The sequence below is a fragment of the Pseudomonas cerasi genome, assembly GCF_900074915.1.
Taxonomy (GTDB): domain Bacteria; phylum Pseudomonadota; class Gammaproteobacteria; order Pseudomonadales; family Pseudomonadaceae; genus Aquipseudomonas; species Aquipseudomonas cerasi.
Genome location: NZ_LT222319.1, coordinates 2455229 through 2478749 on the forward strand (window position 1 = coordinate 2455229; position 23521 = coordinate 2478749).

At 52.6% G+C, this 23521-nt stretch carries 23 protein-coding genes and 3 pseudogenes; all 26 read left to right on the forward strand.

The features are described from left to right. Nucleotide 1 precedes the first annotated feature (1 nt). The 26 genes and pseudogenes from PCPL58_RS13620 to PCPL58_RS13730 all read left to right on the forward strand — a co-directional run bounded on the left by PCPL58_RS13620 (nucleotide 2) and on the right by PCPL58_RS13730 (nucleotide 23480). Complete coding sequence (locus PCPL58_RS13620) at nucleotides 2-730, forward strand: hypothetical protein (protein ID WP_065349626.1); 729 nt, start codon at nucleotides 2-4, stop codon at nucleotides 728-730. Nucleotides 731-826: 96 nt separating this feature from the next. Then, the gene (locus tag PCPL58_RS29525) at nucleotides 827-1096 is read left to right on the forward strand and encodes a hypothetical protein (protein WP_232002927.1); all 270 of its coding nucleotides are present in this window, start codon (nucleotides 827-829) and stop codon (nucleotides 1094-1096) included. Further along, nucleotides 1093-1371 carry a pentapeptide repeat-containing protein gene (locus PCPL58_RS32065; protein WP_232002928.1) on the forward strand — a complete coding sequence of 93 codons (279 nt, stop codon included), beginning with the start codon at nucleotides 1093-1095 and terminating at the stop codon, nucleotides 1369-1371. The genes PCPL58_RS29525 and PCPL58_RS32065 overlap by 4 nt, the downstream gene beginning before the upstream one ends. Beyond that, nucleotides 1328-1513 carry a pentapeptide repeat-containing protein gene (locus tag PCPL58_RS32070; RefSeq protein WP_232002930.1) on the forward strand — a complete coding sequence of 62 codons (186 nt, stop codon included), beginning with the start codon at nucleotides 1328-1330 and terminating at the stop codon, nucleotides 1511-1513. Before PCPL58_RS32065 ends, PCPL58_RS32070 begins: the two co-directional genes overlap by 44 nt. Before the next feature lie 413 nt (nucleotides 1514-1926). Next, on the forward strand, nucleotides 1927-4251 hold the full coding sequence (locus PCPL58_RS13625) for a hemagglutinin repeat-containing protein (RefSeq protein ID WP_232002932.1): 2325 nt from the start codon (nucleotides 1927-1929) through the stop codon (nucleotides 4249-4251). After that, nucleotides 4232-4501: a hypothetical protein gene (locus tag PCPL58_RS13630; protein WP_065349627.1), complete on the forward strand. Its 270-nt coding sequence runs from the start codon at nucleotides 4232-4234 to the stop codon at nucleotides 4499-4501. The genes PCPL58_RS13625 and PCPL58_RS13630 overlap by 20 nt, the downstream gene beginning before the upstream one ends. A 129-nt stretch (nucleotides 4502-4630) precedes the next feature. Next, on the forward strand, nucleotides 4631-4858 hold the full coding sequence (locus tag PCPL58_RS29535) for a hypothetical protein (RefSeq protein WP_197676936.1): 228 nt from the start codon (nucleotides 4631-4633) through the stop codon (nucleotides 4856-4858). 42 nt (nucleotides 4859-4900) lie between these two features. Further along, nucleotides 4901-5248 (forward strand): hypothetical protein, encoded by a 348-nt coding sequence (locus tag PCPL58_RS13635; RefSeq protein ID WP_065349628.1) that lies wholly within the window; start codon nucleotides 4901-4903, stop codon nucleotides 5246-5248. 83 nt (nucleotides 5249-5331) lie between these two features. Next, nucleotides 5332-6309 (forward strand): IS5 family transposase, encoded by a 978-nt coding sequence (locus tag PCPL58_RS13640; protein ID WP_065348561.1) that lies wholly within the window; start codon nucleotides 5332-5334, stop codon nucleotides 6307-6309. A 223-nt stretch (nucleotides 6310-6532) separates the two neighbouring features. Further along, nucleotides 6533-8671: pseudogene (locus PCPL58_RS32075) on the forward strand (hypothetical protein); the annotation flags it as partial. Between the two features lie 387 nt (nucleotides 8672-9058). Next, nucleotides 9059-9301: pseudogene (locus tag PCPL58_RS32885) on the forward strand (TreTu family toxin). An 80-nt stretch (nucleotides 9302-9381) separates the two neighbouring features. Further along, nucleotides 9382-9669, forward strand: a complete 288-nt coding sequence (locus tag PCPL58_RS13660) for a hypothetical protein (RefSeq protein ID WP_065349632.1) — start codon at nucleotides 9382-9384, stop codon at nucleotides 9667-9669. Between the two features lie 54 nt (nucleotides 9670-9723). Beyond that, nucleotides 9724-12873, forward strand: coding sequence for a DUF637 domain-containing protein (locus PCPL58_RS30880; protein WP_065349633.1), 3150 nt, complete (start codon nucleotides 9724-9726; stop codon nucleotides 12871-12873). Beyond that, nucleotides 12873-13205 (forward strand): hypothetical protein, encoded by a 333-nt coding sequence (locus PCPL58_RS13670; RefSeq protein WP_065349634.1) that lies wholly within the window; start codon nucleotides 12873-12875, stop codon nucleotides 13203-13205. The genes PCPL58_RS30880 and PCPL58_RS13670 overlap by 1 nt, the downstream gene beginning before the upstream one ends. Nucleotides 13206-13371: 166 nt before the next feature. Then, nucleotides 13372-14188: pseudogene (locus PCPL58_RS13675) on the forward strand (DUF637 domain-containing protein); the annotation flags it as partial. A 306-nt stretch (nucleotides 14189-14494) separates the two neighbouring features. Continuing rightward, the gene (locus PCPL58_RS32640; RefSeq protein ID WP_414860613.1) at nucleotides 14495-15061 is read left to right on the forward strand and encodes a DUF4225 domain-containing protein; all 567 of its coding nucleotides are present in this window, start codon (nucleotides 14495-14497) and stop codon (nucleotides 15059-15061) included. Continuing rightward, the gene (locus PCPL58_RS13685) at nucleotides 15048-15278 is read left to right on the forward strand and encodes a hypothetical protein (RefSeq protein WP_003364653.1); all 231 of its coding nucleotides are present in this window, start codon (nucleotides 15048-15050) and stop codon (nucleotides 15276-15278) included. Before PCPL58_RS32640 ends, PCPL58_RS13685 begins: the two co-directional genes overlap by 14 nt. Nucleotides 15279-15445: 167 nt before the next feature. Further along, nucleotides 15446-15778 carry a hypothetical protein gene (locus PCPL58_RS13690; protein WP_065349637.1) on the forward strand — a complete coding sequence of 111 codons (333 nt, stop codon included), beginning with the start codon at nucleotides 15446-15448 and terminating at the stop codon, nucleotides 15776-15778. A gap of 448 nt (nucleotides 15779-16226) precedes the next feature. After that, nucleotides 16227-17138, forward strand: coding sequence for a LysR family transcriptional regulator (locus PCPL58_RS13695; RefSeq protein WP_083188388.1), 912 nt, complete (start codon nucleotides 16227-16229; stop codon nucleotides 17136-17138). A gap of 277 nt (nucleotides 17139-17415) precedes the next feature. After that, nucleotides 17416-18444, forward strand: coding sequence for an aldolase catalytic domain-containing protein (locus PCPL58_RS13700; RefSeq protein WP_065349638.1), 1029 nt, complete (start codon nucleotides 17416-17418; stop codon nucleotides 18442-18444). After that, complete coding sequence (locus PCPL58_RS13705; RefSeq protein ID WP_065349639.1) at nucleotides 18441-19631, forward strand: isocitrate/isopropylmalate dehydrogenase family protein; 1191 nt, start codon at nucleotides 18441-18443, stop codon at nucleotides 19629-19631. Before PCPL58_RS13700 ends, PCPL58_RS13705 begins: the two co-directional genes overlap by 4 nt. Continuing rightward, nucleotides 19615-20334 (forward strand): RraA family protein, encoded by a 720-nt coding sequence (locus PCPL58_RS13710; protein ID WP_065349640.1) that lies wholly within the window; start codon nucleotides 19615-19617, stop codon nucleotides 20332-20334. The genes PCPL58_RS13705 and PCPL58_RS13710 overlap by 17 nt, the downstream gene beginning before the upstream one ends. Before the next feature lie 34 nt (nucleotides 20335-20368). Next, nucleotides 20369-20731 (forward strand): antibiotic biosynthesis monooxygenase, encoded by a 363-nt coding sequence (locus tag PCPL58_RS13715; protein ID WP_003315407.1) that lies wholly within the window; start codon nucleotides 20369-20371, stop codon nucleotides 20729-20731. Nucleotides 20732-20808: 77 nt separating this feature from the next. After that, the gene (locus PCPL58_RS13720; RefSeq protein WP_065349641.1) at nucleotides 20809-21780 is read left to right on the forward strand and encodes an NAD(P)H-dependent flavin oxidoreductase; all 972 of its coding nucleotides are present in this window, start codon (nucleotides 20809-20811) and stop codon (nucleotides 21778-21780) included. 72 nt (nucleotides 21781-21852) lie between these two features. Further along, a complete protein-coding gene (locus tag PCPL58_RS13725; RefSeq protein WP_065349642.1) occupies nucleotides 21853-22626 on the forward strand; it encodes an alpha/beta fold hydrolase in 774 nt (257 codons plus the stop codon). After that, nucleotides 22623-23480 (forward strand): DUF6282 family protein, encoded by an 858-nt coding sequence (locus PCPL58_RS13730; protein ID WP_065349643.1) that lies wholly within the window; start codon nucleotides 22623-22625, stop codon nucleotides 23478-23480. Before PCPL58_RS13725 ends, PCPL58_RS13730 begins: the two co-directional genes overlap by 4 nt. Nucleotides 23481-23521: the final 41 nt, after the last annotated feature.

Below are 23521 nucleotides of genomic sequence, written 5' to 3' on the forward strand. Positions count from 1 at the left end.
AATGAAACGATTCAAGTTTGTTTTTGATGCCGAATCGATCAGTGGTTTGCAGATGCTGGCTATGGTTGAAAAGGTTTTAAATAGGTTTTCCTTCCCCTTGGGGTTTTTTCTGCATGGGGTCAAGATTGATATCAAAACGCTTGAAAAGAAAATATTGAAAAAAAAATCATGGCCTAGTGGTTTGGTGTCTGGCGGGTTTGAGCTCCGATTCGGATTGCTTCCAGCATTGGATTATTGCTTTTTGGTACTAGAAGAATTAGAGAGTCATAATAATACTGTGTTGGAAGACGAAATAGGGCCTATTCTCGGTGTGGCAGGTTTTATTCAGGGATGGGTTTCTGATGTTGAATATGATTTTTGGCAAAACGCCACAGACCCTCTAGAATATGAATGCATGGGTCGCTCTCTTTCAAATCTTCAAATGAAGTCTAATGGCTTGCCTCCTCCCTTGGGTCAAATGGAAGTTGATATATCAGGAAATCCTGGCCGTAACGTGCTAAGGCAAGGATATATTGAAGCTATTGGAAGCACTATGTGGCTGGGCGATCTCTTCTGGGAGAGAGTTGGTATAGATAAATTTTCCAGTATTTCTTTGTTGGAAAGCCAGGAATTTAAAGTTTATGAGTGTGGTGGTGTTTTTAAAGTTGTAACATCTGACAAGGTTTTTTCTGATGATTCAAACTTAGAAAAACAACGCGCTCTCAGGAAGATCTTGTTTGGATTGAGTTGACGGTTTAGTTTAGATGGTGCAAAAGCTACTGGGACAGCAGGAACGCCTCTGGTTTCAAAGGGGGCAGAGGTAACCCCTCAGGTTATTCAAAAAGCATTGCAAGGTGATGCTGCTATTAGTGCGCAAGGTGCCGTGTCATTACCTGCGGTGCAAAGATATGTTGATCGGCTTCTTAATGGTGATGTTGCTCCGGCAATTAAAATGGATGGCAATGTAATTGCTGATGGGAATCATCGCTATATAGCGGTAAAAATATTGGGTCGAAATCCAGACGTGACACCTTGGGCCTTGTCTCCTAACAAGGTCGGCCAAACCAAACCTGTGTCTGAACTGAAGGTGGGTAAAGTGGGTTGGGGTAACAGATGATAACTATTATTTTCGAAACTGGCGAAAAGTTAGATTTGCCCTTGGCTAGTTTTGCTAAATCAAATTTGAGAGGGCTAGAGCTGCATCGTGCAGTTTTTGACGGTTTAGATCTAACAGAGGCCGATTTCACGGGTTCGAACTTGAGGAATACCTCTTTCAATTATTCTCTATTGAATAGTGCTGTGCTGAATGGTGCAGCGCTTATGAATGCAAGTTTTTATTGGTGCGAAGATGAGGTGTGTACATCTTCTGGATACTACTGCGGCTTATGCTGATTTTTCAGGAGCAGATCTTTCAATGGCTAATCTAGAAAATGCGTATGTTGATGGTTCTAGTTTTGTAAGTTCCAATTTGCGAAATGTTAATCTTGATGTGAGAAGAATAGATGACGTTGTTTTTTTTAGGTGCAATATATAATGATGGAACAATTTGGCCTAAAGGATTTATCCCGAAAAACGCTGTTGTGATTAGAGTTTCAGATTAATAGTTCCGTCGCGTGAGAGGTTTTGATTAGTCGGTGCAAAAGGTGCATCAGGTTCAAACGAGGTTTTGGTTGGGACGCATCGCGATACATCAAAGCCTGTAAGCGACAATTTTGACTTTCATCATTGTCCTGCAAGATCCTATTCTACGTGTTCTACGTGTTCTACGTGTTCTACGTGTTCTACGTGTTCTACGTGTTCTACGTGTTCTACGTGTTCTACGGATGATCCATCAAAGGCCGGGATGTCACGCTTGATGCCGCCAAAGGCAGCTACAGCCAGGAAACCAGCGAGCAAAAAAGCTGGAGTGGTATCCACGGCAGCAGCAGTGGCGGGCTCAAAATCGGCGTGGGCGGCAGCAGCGGCATCGCTAAAGGTGATCAGAGTCAGGAGGCCTCGACCGTTACTACGTTGCAAGCAGGTCGTGACGTCAACCTCAAGGCCAGCAATGACCTAAACCTGATCGGCACGCAGGCTCAGGCAGAGCGAAACATCAGTCTGAATGCCGGCAACACCCTTAATATCAAGGCAGCACAGAACGACAGCTCCACTGAAAACACCCGTAAAAATGCCGGCGGTGAAGCCGGTATCGCCATTGGTCCGGGAGGTATCGGTGTTTACGCCAGCGTCAACATCGGCAAAGGCGACCTGGAGCGCGAGGGCAAACAGCAGCAGGAAGCGTACCTGTACGCCGGTAATCAGCTCGGTTTCACCAGCGGTCAGGACACCAACATTGCCGGTGCCACGTTGCGTGGCAACGATGTCGTCGGACGTGTAGGTCGCGACCTGAACGTCACATCCCTGCCGGACACCGGGAAAGTCGAAGGCAAGGAATTCGACCTCAGCGCAACTGTCGTGGTCGGCTTTGGCGGCAGCGTCAGCGGCTCGGTCGGGTACGGCCAGACCAACGGCTCCAAAAACTGGATCGAGGAACAGACCCGCATCACGGCCAAAGACAAGGTCGACATCCGCACCGAGAACCACACCCAACTCGACGGCGCGTTGATCGCTTCCGACAGCGGCAACCTCAAGCTGGATACCAACACGCTGGGCTACAGCGACATCGCGGGCAAGGACAAGGAACACGGTTATTACCTGAACGTTGGTGGCTCGTACGGTAACAGCGGCAGTACCACGCAGGACTCGACTCAGGTAGGCAAAGGCGATGACCAGAAAAACGGTTGGAGCGTCGAGGGCTGGAACTACAACAAGGATCGTGAACAGATCGTCCGGGGCACCGTGGGTGCAGGCGATGTGGTGGTGCGCAGTGATACGGCGGGTAAGGACTCAACAGCGGGCTTGAATCGTGATGTCGACAAGGCATACGAGATCACGCGTGATGACGAGCACCGGACTGATTTGTATGTGACGAAGAGTTCGTTGGATGCGGTTGCCAGCCCGAAAGAGACACTTGGTCAATGGCAAAAAAACGCCGCGCTTTATGGTGAAAACAGTCGCAACACAATAGACAAACTGGCCGACATGCTTGTGGTCGCCGGGTTACTGCCGTTAGGGGCTGTTACAGGTAATGGAACAGATCTAGCACAAAGCCGTGTCGGTTTTAGCGAAATGATGCGACAACTCAACAGCCTGGATGAGGGTAAAAGGTCTGCGGGCGTAAAAAAGTTTCTAAATGCCGTTGCCGGTAAAGATCTAGGCTCTGATGCGGAATCGCTCGTCGCACGTATTGCCGAGCTGGGTGAGGAGCACCCGGATCAAGCGATGCAGGCGATGGTTTTGTTGGCCAAGCTGAATAAACCAAATGGTGGTGCATCGAGTTTTGTTCCAGCAGTGGCGCTGGGTGCTGGCGCAATTGTGGCCCTGAGTGCTGCGTTGTCTACCACAGCAGCGACGCCGGAAGGTCAGGATAGACTGAGAGCGGCAGCCAATGCCGTCGCACTCTCTGTTGCCGAATCAGGTCAATCAGCGGAACAACAGGTCAGTGCATCCATAGAAATATGGAAATTCCTGTTCAGTACGACGTTCCCGGTGCATCTGCTGGACGGCGAAAACTCCAGGCTTGTGAACCCTATCGTTCAGGCCCAAGGTGCGAATCCGTCCAGCGGCGGGTATGCTGCTGGAGCGACGCCTGCTGGTGTGGGTTCGACGGGTGGTAGTCAGATTGCTGATCAGACGCCTGTTGATTATTCCAGGCCTGTTACAGAGCTTCCGGCACCGGGGGTGATGAATCAGGGTATAGAGGATGGTGCAAAAGAACTTGGAAGAGTTGATCCACCCATCCCAAAAGTTGATGTCACAAATGACTTTATGATGAACGTGTTCAAAGATGGAGGAGTCCAGCTCAAGTATGGCGATCCTGATGGCGTAGCAGGATTGGTCGTGAATGTGGATAAAGCGGGAGTGCTGGGATTTGAAATTCGAGCAGCACAAAATCATCCCTACTACGATGCATCAGGCACTGATATGTTCGCCAGCGCAATGCAACGCCTCGGCAACGAAGGCATCAAAGTCAATCAAATCCGTGGGGCTTGGGAGGCGGGTACTGACAGCGTTAACACTGCTCGATATCTCGAGAATATTGCCAATGGAATGTCAAAAGAAAATGCTGCTTTGAATACATGGACAGGCCAAATAGCCCAAAAGTACGGATACGGAAAGGTTGAGAAAATTGAAACCATTGGAGACATCAATTATGTCACCTTTAAAAAATAGGTATTTGTTAGCCCAGTTGCTGGAAGGGAAATTGCCGAGCAATGTACTGAACTTGATGTTAGAGGCTGATCCTGAGTTGGATAAGTATGTTTTAGCAAATGTTTTTTTGGAAGAGTTTGATCGTTTGGATAGCAAAATCCTTCCTGTAATATGGAAATGGAAGAGTGTCAGGTCAATTAGAGGTATTTCTGATCAGCAATTTGATGAGGCAATACTTGCGCAAATGAGGATGGCGGGTTATATAGTGTAGTTAGTAGTCGGGAGAGTCTTAGTTTCCTACCTTGAGGGTGTTGGTGCAAAAGGACCTTTGAATACCTTGGAAGGTGTTCTTGGTCGAGTCTAGTCCCGAGTCAACTTAGCTAATGATGGTATGGAGCGCTTGGCTTCACGTCACTTGTCGGGCAAAGTAAATGCAAGCCAGTTTTCTATCGGGGAGCCTGAGTTGCGCGGTCTTCTGCAAAGCAAAGCGGTTGTGAGTACACCTGTCACACAAATGGTAGACAGTGCTGATGGTGTGCGCTATGTGCGCGAAGTTGATGTTGGGCGTTCTATTGGTACGGATAAACTCAGTGATGGAGTCAGCCTCAATAATGACAGTTATGACTGATAAATTTGGGAATCTAGTACCAGCATTCCCAGGGGTGCTCAAATGAGCTCTCGTGACCATGTGCGAGCGGATTTGCTGAGCTCTATGGTGTCGATGTTTTCAGGGAGCACTAATCCTTTGCTGTTGGCTGCTCTTAAAGCAGCGTTTCCTTGGTTGTCTTTTGCTCTAATCGTGAATTGGATTCCTGAACAGGCCGAGGATATATACTGGGTGCTGATCGACTTAGATCGTATTGCAATTGTAGAAATTTCGCGATTAAGTAGTGATTTGGAAGAAGTATCAATCGAAGTGTTAGATTTAAATAAATATAAGGAGCGTCGTCTTTCCATTGATAGCCGCCGAAAGCTCGAGGTTGCGATTGATCTGATGAAGGAAAATTACCCTAGCTAGAGGTTTTCTCTAGGGAAACTCTGAAAAAGACTTCCAAATCTGGTGAAATACGCCAGTCCCAAGCACTGAACGGTTGAGTCCCGATGAAGCAGATGTCCTTCGCTGACGCCGAATACGCTGGCAAACGCAAACAAACCCGCCGTGAACGCTTCCTGATCGAGATGGATCAGGTCGTGCCCTGGAATGGCTTGGTCAAACTGATCGAGCCACACTATCCAAAGGGCGAAGGTGGTCGCCCTGCCTATCCGTTGATGGCGATGTTGCGGGTTCATCTGATGCAAAACTGGTTCGGCTACAGCGATCCGGCCATGGAAGAATCGCTCTACGAAACCACAATTCTGCGACAGTTTGCAGGACTGCACCTGGATCGGATTCCGGACGAAACCACGATCCTCAATTTCCGCCGACTGCTGGAGAAACATGAGCTGGCCGGTGGGATTTTGCAGGTCATCAATGGCTATTTGGGCGACCGTGGTTTGTTGCTGCGCCAGGGCACCGTGGTCGATGCAACGATCATCCATGCGGCGAGTTCGACCAAGAACGAGGACGGAAAACGTGACCCTGAAATGCACCAGACGAAGAAAGGAAATCAATATTTCTTCGGGATGAAAGCGCACATCGGTGTCGATGCCGAATCCGGTTTGGTGCATAGCGTGGTGGGCACGGCGGCGAATGTAGCTGACGTAACTCAGGTCGACCAGTTACTGCACGGAGAAGAAACTTACGTCTCTGGCGACGCGGGCTACACCGGTGTCGAAAAGCGTCCCGAGCATCAAAATCGCCAAATGATATGGTCGATTGCAGCGCGGCCCAGCAGTTATAAAAAGCATGCAAAGGAAAGTCTGATCGGGCGCATGCGTCGCAAAATCGAATACGCGAAAGCTCAACTGCGCGCCAAGGTTGAGCATCCGTTTCGAGTGATCAAACGCCAGTTTGGTTATACGAAAGTACGCTTCCGAGGCCTGCTGAAAAACACTGCGCAGCAGACCACGCTATTTGCTCTGTCCAATCTGTGGATGATGCGAAAACGACTGCTGAATACAGGAGAGGTGCGCCTGTAATGTGGACAATTGACGCTAAAAAGCGCTTGTCCGAAGAAAAAAGAGGAGTTGGGCGAGGCAAAGGTCTGATTTTCGATTGAAACGACGTTTTTTGAAACTTTGAAGCAACGGGAGGGTTAAAAAGTCTGCCTACTTCAGACCTTCCCTAGTGGTGCAAAAGGAATAGGCGAGGTTTCAGGATCCGCAAAAGACTTCTCAATTGCCGACCGCGTATTTGGTCAGCTCAATCCTGCCGGACACCGGGAAAGTCGAAGGCAAGGAATTCGACCTCAGCGCAACTGTCGTGGCTGGCTTTGGCGGCAGCGTCAGTGGCTCGGTCGGGTACGGCCAGACCAACGGCTCCAAGAACTGGATCGAGGAACAGACCCGCATCACGGCCAAAGACAAGGTCGACATCCGCACCGAGAACCACACCCAACTCGACGGCGCACTGATCGCCTCCGACAGCGGCAATCTCAAGCTGGATACCAACACGCTGGGTTACAGCGACATCGCGGGCAAGGACAAGGAACACGGTTACTACCTGAACGTTGGTGGCTCGTACGGTACCAGCGGCAGTACCACGCAGGACTCGACTCAGGTAGGCAAAGGCGATGACCAGAAAAACGGTTGGAGCGTCGAGGGCTGGAACTACAACAAGGATCGTGAACAGATCGTCCGGGGCACCGTGGGTGCAGGCGATGTGGTGGTGCGCAGTGATACGGCGGGTAAGGACTCAACAGCGGGCTTGAATCGTGATGTCGACAAGGCATACGAGATCACGCGTGATGATGAACATCGGACTGATTTGTATGTGACGAAGAGTTCGTTGGAGGCGGTCGCGGATCCTTCTGGGACTGTAAATGCCTGGAAAACTGCTATACAGAGTTATCCCGGCAAAACTGTGGACTTGTTAAATGCTGCGAGCACTCTCCTGGCTGGGACAGTGTCTTCCGCTGAGCAGGTTTGGAAAAATATCCAGGCGCAGAGTGTTTCTATAAACGACGTACCAGACTCCGTAAGGGAGCAGTTCGGAGACGAGTTGGCGCTTAACCTGACCAAAGCTTTTGTGCAAAACGGCAGGAACGTTGAGGATATTAACAAGCTGTCACAGGACGATATTGCAGTCATACAAAGTTTTAGCAGCCGTTTTTCTGAATTTAATGTTCAGCAGGCCGCTTGCAACGCTGCCGGCGGGTGCAGTGATGGCTTTAACGCTGATGCAGATCCTATTCATTACAAAGATAAGGATGGCGTTAATAAGATGGTATGGCTGCAAGATGCAAATTCTGATACTCCAGGAGGGAAATTGCTGGAGCAGGCCGAGCGTCTTCAGCGTTATCTAGATAAATTGCCTGTCGAGCAAGCCGAACTTCTTGGGTTGGGCGTTCAAACGGTAATGGGTCCTGCAAAAATGGCACTGGTAATGGCCGGCAGTATCGTTCTGAATAAACTGTTTGGTGACAAGATTGCTGCTGCCAAAGACGCGATGGCTAAAACAGTGGCAAGCGATTTGAGTGGGAAGGATCGAGACGATCTAGTAAGCAGTGATAATAAGCTCAAGGAACTTTATGACGTTGATGCGAATGCTCAGAAAGGAGATGTTTACGTACGCGGTGCGACCACGCTGATTAATATTGCATTGGGCACTGCTGTTGCGTCTACGGGTGTCGCAGGCGCCGCAATAATCAAAGGCGTGGGAACGGGATCAAGCGTTGCTGCAAGCAGGCCAATTGATCCTGTGAAAGTGACCATTGATGCAAACTGGAACAAGGCATCCAGGCCAATCAAAACTCCCGACGCAGCACCGCAGGCAGTGGCAGGGGCAACGAAGGCCTCAGATCAGACAGCACTTCCTTCGTACTACCGCGAGGACAGCTCGGCCGGTGCCTCTTTCAATAAAACGGGTGGATTACCAGAAGGCTACCGTCGCATGGTTAACACCCGCACCGGGAACGTCGAGGTTGTTGGTCCTGATGGCTCGCTCTATTTTGAGGTGGCGGGGGGTGGACTCAAGCCCAAGGCAGGGGGTAATCTTGCTGCTTTGGTGAAGGCTGAGCGGGACATTGATGGTGCAAAAGGCGTTCCCTCTATTGCTGATTCCGGCGCAAGCAGCGCGGCTAATGCTGCTAGACTCAAAATGCAAATGGTTGCTGAGCAGGCCGCCGGAGCAAGGGCTCCTACACAGATCACTAGCTATTCAAATCATGCATTAGAACAATTTGCAGGAAGGGATGGTGGTATTGGTGTAAGCGAGTCTGCACTCAGTGGCGCTTGGTCTAGCCCTCTAAAAATTGAATATGTCCCTTCAAAGTACGGTCCAACTTTTAGGTATACGGAACGGATGCAGTCATCGTGGTCAATACTGAAGGTAAAATCGTGACAGGTTGGGGGAAATCGGCTTCGGGGACCGGGAAATGAGCTGCCTCCTAACAAGCGCCCAATTGCAGCTCTTATTTTCCTTATGCTTTATGGCGGGCCAGTACCAACTCGCACTGGCTGAGAAATTACCTAATGGTTCATTATCATTAAGTGAGGTAGACGATCTTTGCGAGTTGATTTCTAATGAGTTTTTGCTGAACGGTATAGAGGGGAGCTTCGAGCCGAATAGTTATGGCCTTGAGCTAGAACTGCTTCTAGATGCGGTCAATAGAGGTCGTGGTCAAGGCCGTTAGAGTTCTGTGATTTTTTTGGCTCCTCTGTTTGTACAAAAGAAACTGCTAATACCGCATTGAAGCTTGGCGAAACCCAAACTATTAATGATGTAAGCATGACTAGTGTCGGGAGATGGATGTCTCCTGATGAACTGGCACAGATGCAAAGTAGTAACAAAATTGTTCAGGGAGGCGGCGGGCAAACCTTTATCTGAACTAACGGTGCCGCTGATTTTAAGGGGGGTGCGTCTAAAGGTTTCGTCTATGTCGAGTTTGATATTCCAAGTAGTGGATTGTTGCAGGGTGGTAAGGAAGGTTGGTATAAAATGATTGGTCTGGACGCAAGTAAACCCCAGTAGTATTTTCTTAATAAACAGGGTGGGGAACATCTCCCTGAGGTAAAAAATATTACTGTGCTAGATAGTAAGTGAGAGGGGTTATGGATGCTTTTCAGTTTAATAAAGAAGTTAAGTCTCTATTGAAAGGCTACGCCGTAGAGTATTCAACATTCGCCAGTGGGGATTTTGGTAACCTTGAGCGGATAGGGCTGGAAGGCTTTAACAAGCTGGCGACCGTAGAGTTTTGGTCTGAAGGCTGGATAGGTATTGATATATATGACCGTGCTTGTGATGAGCAGGTCATGAATATTTTGCTTTCTCCAGAGGAAAAAGATCTTGTCCCTAAAGGATTTGAAAAGCTTCTGGATATATTAAATCGAAATAGTTAATAAGTATCTTCGGAAACTCAGGGTGCTTATTTATCTGTAGATCCCAGCCTCGATTTGACACCGGCCCTGCGCCGGTGTTGTTTTATCTGCTTACTGCAAAACCTCCCTTCCTTTGCTGCGCGCTTTAGTCGTGGCCTGAGCGATCAGGGCATCAAGCATCTGCGCAACGAATTTCTGTATCTGGCACAGGCCGACAATCGCCTTGGCCCGACCGGGGCATTGATTGCGGGTAACGACGTCTCACTGATCGCAGGCCAGAACCTCGACAACGTCGGTACCTTGCACGCCGCCAACAACCTCTCGGCAGTCGCAGGCAACAACCTGATCATCACCGGCCTGATAGAAGCCGGCAACCGGCTCGATCTGCTCGCGGGTAATGATCTGATCAACACCGCTGGCGGCATCATCAAAGGTCGCGATGTTTCACTGACCGCGATCAACGGCGACGTGATCAACGAACGCAGCATCACCTCGATGGACAACAGTGTGCTCGGTCAGCGCCACAACGAGTTCGCCGACAGTGCCGCGCGCATCGAAGCCGCCAACGACATGAGCATTTCGGCAGGCCGCGACGTCATCAACAAAGGCAGCGTGCTGCAAAGCGGTCGTGACATGAGCATCCAGGCCGGACGCGACGTCACCATCGCCCCGACCGAAGTCACCAACAGCCTGTTCTCGGACAGCAAACACAACAGCAGCGACATCACCCAACTGGGCTCCACCGCCAGTTCAGGGCGCGACCTGACCGTTCAGGCCGGACGCGACATCTCCGTCATCGCCAGCCAGATCGACGCCAAACGCGACATCGCCATGGCCGCGACCGAAAACCTCACCATCAGCTCTGCGGCGGACGAAGAACACTCCCTGTCGAAAAGCAAAAAACTGACCCGCCAGGAAGACCACGTCAGCCAGGTTGCCGCCGATCTTGACGCGGGAGGCAGCGTTGCCTTGCAGGCTGGCCAGAACCTCGCCGTGATCTCCAGCCGTATTACAGCGGGTAAAGAGGCGTACCTGGTTGCCGGTGAAAACCTCGACATCTTGGCTGCGCAGGACAGTGATTATTCGCTGTATGACAAAAAGAAGAAGGGGAGTTTTGGGGCGAAAAACTTCAAGCGCGATGAAGTGACCGACACGCGCAATATCAGCAGTGAAATCACTACAGGCGGTAACCTGACGTTGGCAAGTGGCGGCGACCAGCGTTATCAGGTTGCCAAACTGAACAGTGGCAACGACCTGTTGATCAACAGTGGCGGCGCAATCGATTTCGAGGGCGTGAAAGACCTCCACGACGAAAGCCACACCAAGAACAAAAGCAGTGCAGCGTGGTTCTCGACAAAAGGCAAAGGGGCAACCGACGAGACCTTTCGCCAGAGCGAACTGGTGGCCAAAGGCGAAGTTGCCATTCAGGCCGTTAACGGTCTGCGCATTGATGTGAAACAGGTCAATCAGCAAAGCGTAAGCCAGAGCATCGACGCAATGGTCAAGGCTGATCCGCAACTGGCCTGGATCAAGGATGCCGAGAAACGAGGTGACATCGACTGGCGTCAGGTCAAGGAAATCCACGAAAGCTTCAAGTACGACAACTCGGGCCTTGGGCCTGCTGCGCAGATTGTTGTCGCCATCCTGATGGCGGCGGTGATGGGCCCAGCAGGCTTTGGTTTAAGCGCTGGTATTGGCGGCGCTGTAGCAACCAGCGTTGCGACGACGGCGGTGACGAGCACGATCAACAACAAGGGTGATCTTGGCGCCGTGTTCAAAGACGTGACGTCTTCCAACGCCATCAAGGGATACGCCATGGCGGGCGTCATGGCAGGTTTCGTACCGACCATCAATCCGAAAAATCTGGGCTTGGACCTTGCGAGTGTTCAGACCGTTGCGACTAAGGTGATCACCGAATCTGTGATCAAGACCGCGATCATGGGCGGGAGTTTCAAGGATAACCTTGGCTCTTCCATCGTCAGTACGGGAATCGCTACGGGTGGCGCCATTGCCGCAGGCAAGATCGGTGATTTCACTCTGTTCGATGAGGGCAAACTCACCAAAGTCGGCATGCATGCCGTGCTTGGCGGGTTGATGTCCGAGACCATGGGCGGCGATTTCCGAACGGGTGCCTTGGCCGCTGGCGCGAATGAAATGGTTGTCGATTATCTGGCGGAGAGGATGCTGCCAAGTGATTTAGACAAAAACTCCCAAGCGTATCAAGCAGGTGTCAGCAAGCTGATGACTGCCTCGCAGTTGATCGGTGCTCTCACTGCTGCCGCAACGGGCGGGGACGCATCGGTAGCAGCGGCGGTGACGGCTAACAGTACGCAGTACAACTACCTTGCCCATAACCAGTTGAAAGAGGCAGCCGAAAAGTTAAGGAAATGTGCCCCTGCCGAGTGCGATTCGATTGTGGCCGCTTACAAAAAAGTGAGCGAGGATCAAACGATTGAAGCGATCATCAATTGCAGGTTCGACGTTTCCCTGTGTAAACCGTCCTCAAGGGATGTTGCTAACACGGTAGCCGATCTTTCGAGTGTCTACGATGCTTTGGGTGATGGTTCTAAGTACGCCAAGGACTCGCTGCAGATCCTGATCAATGAGAACCTGGAATTTCAGGAGACCTTGGCAGTTGCGACGACCGGTGCTAGCGCGCAGGCCGTGGCAGAAACACTCCAGGCCAAGCTCAAGCTCACGCCCGAAGAAACTGTTGAGTTGGCGGAGGCCATTGGGGGAGGATTAGCAGCCGCTGCTGGTGGGGTGGTCGCATTCCGCAGGGTGCTTGCGAAAGCGTCAACCCGGCTTGAAAGAGATGGTGGTTCATCTGTAAATAAACCTGTTGTAGATCGCACCGTTGATACTCTTCAGGATGCTGGCAAGCAGGAGTCATCAACGGCGGGGATGAACGCAGGTGCTGCTAGGCGATTGGATTATGAGGGAGCGCCCTATCACGGTAAAGTTGACAATGCGGTAAAAAGCCGGGCCCCAGTCAATGGTCAAGATGCTTTGGATACTTCAATTCAAGTCAAAATTACTTCTCCTCGTCGGGTTGGGATCGATTATGATTCTGGTGAGTTTGTTGTTTTTGATAAAACATTGGATACGACTTATAACGGACATGTTCGTTCTTGGGGGGACTTGCACGCAGATATGCAACGGGCTTTGCAGCAGGCAGGCATGGTCGATCGGAAAGGTAAGATTTTAATTGGCGGAGATAGGTGATGAATTATAAAAACTCTCCTGTTTATGACAGAAGCACTGTTGAAAAAGCTTTGGATTCAAAGGAAATAAAATCTGTTTGTGAGGCATTGTTGTCAATTGCTTTTTATGATCCAGACTGGGAGTGGGCGCAGAGAAAGTTTTTGGATGGGCTTGAAAGTAGCAATCCTGATATTAGGGGGTTGTCGGCAACTTGCCTAGGGCATGTCGCTAGAATTCATCAGAAACTAGATAAAGTTAGGGTGATTACGGCCTTTCGTGATCATTTAAATGATAGCGCGATTTCAGGGCAGATAGAGGATGCACTGAGTGATATTGATATGTTTGTAAAGTAATTTTTTGACTCTTGATTGGCTCTGCAGAGTGAATGATATAGTTAGCGCGTCAAGTGAAATGGCGTGTCGTTTAGCCTTTGAGCTTATATAGGACTGCTGGCGTGATATGAAAATATGAGTAAATGGCGGTTGCAGGAACCGAGTACAACATGGTCGTTGAGTTGACCCGACCGGTGCATTGATTGCCGGTAACGATGTCTCGCTGATCGCCGGCCAAAACCTCGACAACGTTGGCACCTTGCGTGCGGCCAATAACCTGTCAGCGGTTGCCGGTAACAATCTGGTCAACGCCGGTCTGATAGAAGCCGGCAACCGGCTCGATCTGCTCGCGGGCAATGAGCCTATGGCAATGGGCGCGGTAGGTGCATCCACAGGGGCAGCAGTCACGGCAGGTACTATGGGTGCCAACACGGCAGCGTTCCTCTCTGCAGGCGCGGGCGCTGTTGCAGCGGGTGCCGCTACCAACGCAACGGTCAGCGTTATTAATAACCGCGGAAACCTCGGGGCGGTAGTCAAGGACGTAACGTCTGCGGATGCTCTTAAAGGGTATGCCATTTCAGGAGTGACGGCGGGTCTGACGGCTGCGTATTTTAATGATTTTACGGGTACTCATAGTGATCCGAACACCGGCAAGATCGTTGGAGCCAAGCTCTCGACTTGGGAAGGCGTGGGTCAGTTTGCTGGTAATCAGGTTCTGCAGAACGGGACGTCTACGTTACTGAGTAATGCTCTTGGCAAGGGCGGCAGCGGCAGTGATGCACTCAAGACTGCGTTGTTCAATACCTTGGCTGCGGCGAGTTTCAATGCAGTGGGTGACTATACCTACGGCAAATTTGCGGAGGGTATGCCTCCCAAGTCACGCAATGGTGGGAGGACTGCTGTCAAAGGCTACAGGCGGAGATTTCAGGACTGGTGCGTTAGCTGCAGGTGCCAATGAAGCCTTGGTTGTGTCTTTGGAGAGTTTGGTCCAGAACGATAAAACTCTGCTTCCTATGGCTTCACAAATTGTTGGCGTTTTGGCAGCAGCTTCATCTGACGATGCCAACGCGGGCTCAATTGAAAAAGCTGCTTGGATTACTAAAAATGCCACGATGTATAATCGGCAGTCCCATGAAGATGAAGAAATGGCTAAGCGTGACGAGGTGAAGAAAGGAGGGTTCACTAAGGAGAATTTGGACAAAGCATCGTGTTATGTAATTAAGTGCTGGGCACAGTATGATCGGGCTAGTCCGGAATATCGAGATAGTATGATAAAAGAGTCTGACGTTGCAGGGCTTGGTAATGAGCTTATGTGGGTTGATGCCCAGCAGGAGAAGGGACTGTTCAACTATAGCTATATCGATGCCGCTAAAGATCTAGCGACTCGCGATGTTATTCCTTTGGGTACTGAAACGGGGTCTATTGTAACTGGTGGGATTAGTGTGGCCTCAGGGTATACTTTATGTGGAAGCGGAGTAGGTTGCGTCTTCGGTGCTCCGATGGTTGCATTTGGCGCTGGTAATGTCGTAGAAGGCGGTACGGGTATTTACAACCACTTTTATGGTGGAGGTGAAGGGTATAATCCTGTAAAAGAGGCATTCTCCCTTCTTCCTGGTAATCTGGGGGGCGTTGTCTACAGTAGCGCCGATTTTGCTCTTTCGCTGGGTGCTGGGCTAGTGAAGGTTCCTTTAAAAATGGGCTTGGCTGATGGTCTGAATAGGCCTAAGTCGAGAGTTATGGTGAGTGGCGTGGATAATAACTTCTTTTTACCAGCTATAGGGGCTACTCCTTATGGCACTGCGATGGGTATGTATTTCTATAGTCTCGCAGGAAAAGGAAATAGCATCTATAAAGAGGTTTCTGATGAAAAGAAATAAGTATTTCTATTTTTTGTTTATGTCTTTTGCCTTGCTAAGCATGGTTTTAGGTGTGAGTATATTTTTTGCAATTATAATATCCGCTCTTTTCTCGGTTTTATTTAAGACCGACTCGGCTTGGGTGTATTATGTGGTTGGTGGGCCTCTGGCTATTCTGTTCGCGACTTTTTGGACTATTAAGCGCTGGGCTTTTGTGAAGGCTTTTGTGACGGAATGAATTATCTCCGAAAGGAATATTTGCCGTTCCTCGTCACAAGGGTAGGACATAGCTCGGTGACGGAAAACCGCAGACAGTTGAACAATTTTGATCGTCTTTTAGCGGAGAGGTTGCAAGGAAAGCTGCTGCTAGCGTTGACTAAGTCCAGCCAAGTGTGAGCATTGCCAATGGCTGTATTGAAATGCCCACGCGAAGAAGTGGATGCTCTTGCTAAAGAGTCGGTTGAGTGCATCACAAGTTCTGACCCACTGGCATGCCGTAGAAGGGTGCAAGATGAATATAAGGCCTTGAACGATGGCAAAACCGGTGCGGGGCTGCAAGGTTGCAACGCGCCTAGGGAGGGCGCGTGTAATAATCAATACACGCCTGTCAAAAGTGGCTTTGCTCAGCTCGATTCGGTTGCGTTAAACGCCGAAGAGAAAGATGTTCTAGCTCATTTTCAGGACTTTAATCATGACGATGAGCGAGTGGCTGACCATGCGTGGTTGCAGTCATTTTGAAATGGGAGGTGGCTGTTTTTCTTGTTAACCGTATTAGTTTGTCCGTATTTCAAGAATTTTCATGATTTTTATAGGGTGTTTCGTCAGGCGCAAGCAGACTTGGAAATAACTCTTCTTGACCAAAATGTATTAGATCGCCCTCCGTAAGGCTTTGATCAATAGTTTTGGTTGGCGTTCTTATCCATTCTGAAATGATTCTGCCTTACCTCTGTTTAAGAGATGTCACCCTAGCAAACCCCCACTCCGGACACCCCCGTCCCAAATCATCCGAACCCCACTCCGCAATACCCACCCGCCAATAAACTAAACTACCCAGCGGCACCCGCTCGCTGTCCGGGCCTGAGGAAGTCTTCAGCCTTATCCTTATCGTTCTAAGCACCTGCCAATACTCGGTTTAAAACATAACAAAACTACCTATTCGCACGAACCGCATAAGGATAAGGCTTGGATGACAATGACTCCAGTGGATGGATCGGCTTCCTTTGATGTTAACAACCTGTTCAGAAAACCCAGGATCTGTTTTGACTGGGAGGACCTGCGTTACTTCGTGATGTTTTCCACGGTCAGTTCCCTGAGTGGCGCTGCAAGGATGCTGGGTGTGGAGCACGCCACTGTGTCGCGTCGTATCGCTTCGCTGGAAAGGTCTCTGAATGTAAAGCTTGTCGACCGTCGCAAGCGTTTGTATGAACTGACTGATGAGGGACGGCGTGTGGCGGCGATCGGGCGACAGATCGAGGCGCAGACTCAGGCTGTTGGCCGTCTCGCGGTTGCGGCTCAGGTGGTGCAGGGTGTGGAGGTGACCATCAGTGCGCCGCCGTCGGTGGCGGTCGAGAAGCTGGTACCGCAGTTGGGGGCGTTTCGGGCGATGCATCCCGGAATTGTGTTGCGCTTGTTGGGCGATCACCAGTATTCATCGTTATCCAGTTGCCAGTCTGACCTGTGTATACGGTTTTCCAAACCTGTTGAAAGCGGCATTGTCGCGCGGCGGATTGGCACAGCTTCCTTTTCATTTTATTGCGCACGTTTTTATCTGGAGCAACGCCCTCCGGAGCATTATGAGTTTATTGCTTATGACAATGAACTGATGAGTGACAATCAGAATGGTTGGCTGAGGGATATCGTCGGTGATCGACCCTTTGTGCTGGAGGCCAAAACGGTGGAGTTGCAAATTCGTGCTGCGGAAACCGGTGTGGGTATCGCGTTACTGCCCAGTTTTGCCGTAGAGGGTAATGATCGTCTGTGCCGGGTGGAATTGTCGGCTCCGCTGGAAGTCGATGTCTGGCTCGGTGTGCATGAAGACTTGCGCGCGGTGGCTTCCATCCAGGCTGCCATGAATTATGTGGAAAGCTGTTATCGCTAGCCAGGCCTGAGTTCGCGCTGGTCATGTTGACGGTAAACAGTCTTGCGGTGAAAAAATTCCCATCCCCTCATCAAATATCGACAGTTTACAAGTTCGGCTGTTTTGACGAGGATCAATACCGAGTGGAGCAGTTCATGACTCGAAACTCCGAGACGTTAAGGTGTCGGCTCGGCAAGGTTTGTTAGATGGCGCGCTGTTGGATAATTATAAAAACTCAAGCAGTGTCAAGATCATCTCAAGCACCCTGATGACACCCTAAGGACAGCCGGAGATTCTCATGGCCGACGTAAAAATTCTCGACGTTACCTTGCGTGACGGTGGTTATCGGAACAACTTCAACTTCACAGAAGATCAGGCGCAGATAGTGGTCGCTGGCTTGGCCAGTGCGGGTGTCGACCTCTGCGAAATTGGTTATTGCAAAGGATCCTTCGCCCCGAAAGGCGAGCACGGTCTGACCAGTGATGTAGGCGCAGGCTTCATTGAAAAGATTGCGCAGGCGGCCAACGGCCGTATCGAACTGGCCGTCATGGTTCACCCCAGAAACATCACCACGGATGACTTCGCCATGCTCAGGGAGCAGGGCGTTTCGATGATCCGCGTCTGTTTGAGGCGCGATCAATTGGATGAGGGGCTTGTGACCTTGTCGCTGGCTCGCGATCACGGCTTCAGTGTCAGCGCCAATGTGACGCATGTGACTTCGCAGACGCCAGGCAGTGTGCTTGATACGGCGGTACGCGCGGAGGGGGCTGGCGCGGATATCGTTTGCTGTGCGGATTCCAATGGCCATATGTTGCCAGCTGATGTAGATCGACTGTTCAGTCGTCTCTCAAGCCGACTATTGGTGCCGCTGGGCTTTCACGCCCATAACAATATGTCGTTGGCGCTGGCGAATGCAGTGGCGGCTATAGAAGCCGGCGCTGAATACATCGACACGTCCATATGTGGCATGGGCAAGGGAGCCGGCAATCTTCACCTGAGTATGCTGGTTGCCTACCTGGAGCGTACCGGCGTGAGTCATGGCTATGACCTGGTGAAGGTGATGGAACTGTCGGAAGCCACGGCCCGTGCGGTACCGCACAACAATATGCCCAGCCCGCTGATGGATATCATTCTGGGCACTTACAACTTCCCCTATGACAGCAGTCAACGCGTACGGGACACCCTCGAGCGCTTTCAGCTGACTTCCGAGTATCGAGCGATCGAGGTCATGCATCAGCAGGACAAGGTGGCGCGTCTTGCGCCCCGAGCGGTGTTACCGACTATTGCCACCGGCTTGCCGAACAGCGTAAAGGGAGTCGCACTATGACCACTCAACCGCTCCGAAAGCGCATCTGTGTATTGCCCGGTGACGGGATCGGCATTGAAGTCATGGCGGCGGCACTGCCGGTGATTGCGGCGTTGAACCTGCCATTCGATCTGATTGCGGCGGACATCGGTTGGGAATGCTGGAGGGCCGAGGGGGAAACCGTTCCGGCCCGTACCTGGGAGATCATGGCCAGTTGCGACGCGACATTGCTTGGCGCAATCACCAGCAAGCCTCTGGCAGAGGCCGAAGCAGAGTTGCCACTGGCGCTTCAGGGCCAGAACCGCCGCTATGTCAGTCCGGTCATTCAGCTCAGGCAGAACCTGGACCTTTACGCCAATGTACGCCCGGTCAATGACATGACTGGCGAAAACAGATTTCGCTTTGTCGTGATCCGGGAAAACACCGAAGGGCTTTATGCGGGGCTGGACTTCGGTTGTATCCCGGATGCACTGGTGCCGCTGCTCGAAGAGCGAGAAGCCCTCGGCGCGGCGTGGCAGCGAGAAGGGCAGGATGATGCGACGGTGACGTTGCGCCTGCAGACGCGAAGTGGCCTGACGCGTATTTTCGAATACGCCTTCGAGTACGCCCGCAAGAATCATTTCACGCGGGTTACGTTTGTCGACAAACCCATGGTCCTGCGGCACAGCAGCGCCTTTGCACGGGGCATCTTCGAAGCAACAGCTCTGCGTTATCCGGACGTGACCGGGGTCATCGAAAACGTCGATGCGGTTGCCCTGTGGATGGTGCAACGTCCCGAGCGCTTCGGGGTGATCGTTGCCGAGAACATGTTCGGCGATATTCTTTCCGATCTCGGCGCCGGAGTCATGGGCGGCCTGGGGTTTGCGCCCAGTGGCAACTTCGGCAATTCAGGTGCTTATTTCGAACCGGTACACGGCAGCGCACCTGCTCACGCGGGTTTGAACAAGGCCAACCCCGGCGCGATGTTCATGGCCATCGCGCTGATGCTGGAGCATTTGGGGTTTCCGGCCGAGTCGGCGTGTATCAGCCAGGCCGTCAGCCTGGTTTCTCGCACATCCACACGCACGTATGACCTTGGCGGTTCCCTTACCACGGCTCAGGTGGGCGAAGCGATCGTTCAGCAGTGCATCGAGTTGCAGTCCCGCACGTTCGGGTATGGCAACGAACAGGTTGCAGCACAGGGAGAACGTCATGTCAGCGCACTTTGAAGCTGTACCCATTGCGCAAGCCGTGCTGGAGGCATGTGAACATCTCGATACTGCGTCCTTGTCTGACGCGCTGGACAGCCTGGGGATCGACGGCGGGCTTTCGGGGATTGCCTCGCAAGTACCTGGCACTCGTTGCGTGGGCATCGCGTTTACCGTGCAGTACGAGCCGGTCGATGCATCTGCGGTCTTCAAGGGTGCTGCCAACTATATCGATCATGTACCGGCCGGTGCGGTGATTGTTTCCTCAAACAACGGACGCCAGGACTGCACGGTATGGGGCGACATCATGACCCACTTCGCGCTGGCAAACGGTATCAAGGGCACTGTGATCGATGGCGTGGCACGCGATATCGATACGGTCATCGAGTGCAGTTACCCATTGTTCAGTCGCGGGCGTTTCATGCAGTCGGCAAAGAACCGCGCTCAACTCCAGGCTGTACAAGTGCCTCTGCTCATCAATGGCGTGACGGTCCGGCCCGGCGACCTTCTGGTGTGTGATGGAAGCGGCTGTGTTGTGATTCCCCAGCAACTGGCTGTCGAGGTCGTACGCCGTGCCCAGGCGGTCGAGCAGACAGAGCGCCGTATCATCGAAGCCATATCAGCCGGCTGGACGCTGGAAAAAGCCCGTAGCACTTATCGCTACGACCAGCCCTGGCTGACTGACGCTGAAAAAATCAGCGTCGCGATGCCTTCGCAGGCGTGAACCGAGCTGCCTTCCCACTTGAATGGAAATGATGATGAAAATGGAATTGTTCGACGCTCAATCCGTCACCGATGACAACGCGGTTTATCTGATCAATGTCGTACAGGTAAACGAGGGGGCTCAGGATCTGGCCATTCAGATTCTTGAAGAGACGGTCAGTTACGTGGCGCGCACTTACAGTGCCTTCAAATGGAGCCGGCTGATGAAAAGCATCGACGGCAAGACCGTCATCAATCAGGCGCAATGGAGCGATCGCAGCCAGTTCGAGTCGCTGTTTACCGACGCAGAGTTTCTGTCGCGCTACTCCCGGTTGAAAGAAACCGGCACCTGGGAATATCACCTGTACAACGTGGCCGAGTACATCACCCCTGAAATTGCCTTACAGAAGGCCGGCTAAGCCACGACCGGCAGAAGAGGGCGGCGCACAGGCCGCCTTCGTCTGATATTCACTCGGATTTGCACAGGGATTATGCGATGACCACGATCAATACAGCACTGACCTCACTTCTGGGCATTGACCACCCGCTGATTCTGGCGCCCATGGGCGGCGCGTCCGGTGGGCTTCTGGCGGCTGCGGTTTCCCGTGCCGGTGGCCTCGGCCTGGTGGGTGCCAGTTACGGCGACCCGCAATGGATGGCACGTGAACTGGAGATGATGCGAGAGGTGCAGCAGCCTTGGGGCGTCGGGCTGGTCATGTTTACCGTGGCCAAACAGTTCGAATTGCTTCATCTGGCGCTGGAGTATCGTCCGGCGGTGGTTGCCCTGTCGTTTGGTGATGTACGTCCTTTCGTCAGGCCCATCCATCAGGCCAATGCCAAAGTCATCGTTCAGGTGCATGACGTCGACCAGGCGCTTGACGCGCTGGACGCCGGTGCCGATGCATTGATCGTGCAGGGCGCCGAGGCGGGTGGTCACAGTTTGCGTCGCGCTTCACTGCCGCTGTTCCCGGCGGTCCGCGACGCGGTGGGTGAGCATGTCGTGCTGATCGGTGCCGGTGGGATCGCCGATGGGCGTGGCATGGCTGCTGCGCTGGCGTTGGGCATGGATGGCGTGATGATGGGCACGCGTTTTCTGGCTTCGCAGGAGGCACTGCCTTCCGAACGGGTAAAACAGCGACTGCTGCAGGCAGTCGCGAGCGATACGGTGCGAACCCGGATCTTTGATCAGGTACGCGGCATCGACTGGCCCGAGGGCTACAGCGGACGTGTGATCGGCAATGACTTTTCCGCTAGCTGGGTGGGTGAGGAGCAGGCTTTCGCTGCCTCAGCCGGTCAACTGCGCCTGGACTATGAAGCCGCGCTGGCGGCCGACGATGTCAGTATCCGGGCCATCTGGGCGGGCGAAGTCGCGGACCTGATCAAGGAAGTGCTGCCCGCGCAACTGATCATCGAGTCGACTTTGCGCGGGTATGCCGCCAGTGTCGAACGCCTTCGTACGACCCGCTGAGCCTTCACGATGGAGCAACGACCGGACCCGCTCGACAAGGCGGATCTTGTTCTTTTTGCAGGAGCAAAAGCCATGAGTCATTGCATCACCTGCCAGACCTTCGGTGTCGGGCAATCAAGCGTATTCATTCTTTCACCGGTGATGCCGGTCTGGGACGCGGGTGGCTTCGCCCAACCGCTGATCGAGCATTTCACTGCGGCGGGTTATCAGGTCAGGGTTTTTGATTCCCTGTCCCTGCCGCTCAAGCCCGGCGAAGACTTTGGCGGGTTTGCCGAGCGCTGGGTCAGCGCACTCGAGCCTTGGGGGATACCAGATGTACTCGTCGGCGTGGCCTTGGGTGGTGCGTTGGTACAGGCGTTGGCAGGCACTTCATCAATGCGGTCGACGCCTGCATTGTTGCTGCTTTCTTCTCCGGCCAAAGCCGATGCGTTGCTGGATTCCAGGCTGGGACGTATGGCGGATCTGGCAGAACAAGGGCATGTCGAGCAAGCCAAACGCCTGCTGGACGATCTGGTGTTGCCTGAAGGCCAGAAACACGAGCACCCGTCCGTCGGCGAGAATGACGCAACGCTACCAACCCAGGGACAGCGTCTGACCCTGGGATTCCGGCTACTGAGCGGTCTGGATATCAGTGAGTGCCTGCTCGATTTCAAAGGGCGTGTGCTGAGCGTGTTTGGCGGGAAGTCGCAACTGGTTGGGGCGCGTCATGTGCTGCATACCAAAGGCCACAGACAACGCTCACTGTGTGTGCCTGATGGCGGGATGCGCCCGCTGGCAGATGATCTGGACCGGGTGCTGGAGAGCATCGATACATTTCTGATCGCCAGAGCGGAGTGTGTGCAATGAGTCAGATCGAGGAGCCAGGCTTCATTGATGTGCATTACCACGCCAATCCTGACGCGTTCATTCGCCGTCATGGAGCGATAGAGGCGGGCAGACGCTACGCTGCGGTGCAGGGCCGGGTAGTGCTGAAGAATCATCTGGGGTGTACGGCAGCCCAGGCGTGGGAAGCGCGCGATCAGGGTTTTCCAGTCAGCGGCTCGGTGGTGCTGAACGAGATTGCCGGCGGCATCGACTACCGTGTGGTCGAGCGCAGCCTCTGTTTGCGCGGCGATGAACCTGGACGTTTCATTGTTCACTTGCCAACCGTCACAGGCAGAACGCATACCAGCACGCTGGCCCGCAACCTGAGCCATCCGCTGTTGCGGGACAAGCCCATCAAGCCTGCCAGAGTGACATCGGAGAACGGCCGCCTGACGCCACAGGCGCTGGATATTCTGAGAATGGCGCGTGACTATCCGCTGGTGATCTCGACCGGGCATGCTGATGCCAATGAAGTCAGGACGTTGATCGACGAAGCGCTGCGGATCGGTGTGCCGAGGTTGATGCTCAACCAGCCTGCCAATCCGTTGACCGGTCTAGACGCGGCCGAGCTTGCGCTGATCGGCACAGAGCCATCGGTCTACATCGAGCAGACCGCACTGACGTACCTGCTGGGCTATCAGGACCGGCAGGATTTCAGAGATGTGTTGAGTCATGTCGGCAATGTGGTCTACAGCTCGGACCTGGGGCAGACCAGTCAGATCGATGTGCACGAGTGGCTGTCGCTGAGCGGGCAGTGGTTCGATGCGTTCGACTTGAGCGGCGAGCGCCGCACCGAGGTGACGCTGTTGAATCCGCAACGCATGTTGGCCCTTTAAACTGTCCGGATAAGGCCGCCCTGGCCAGCACTGCCAGGGCG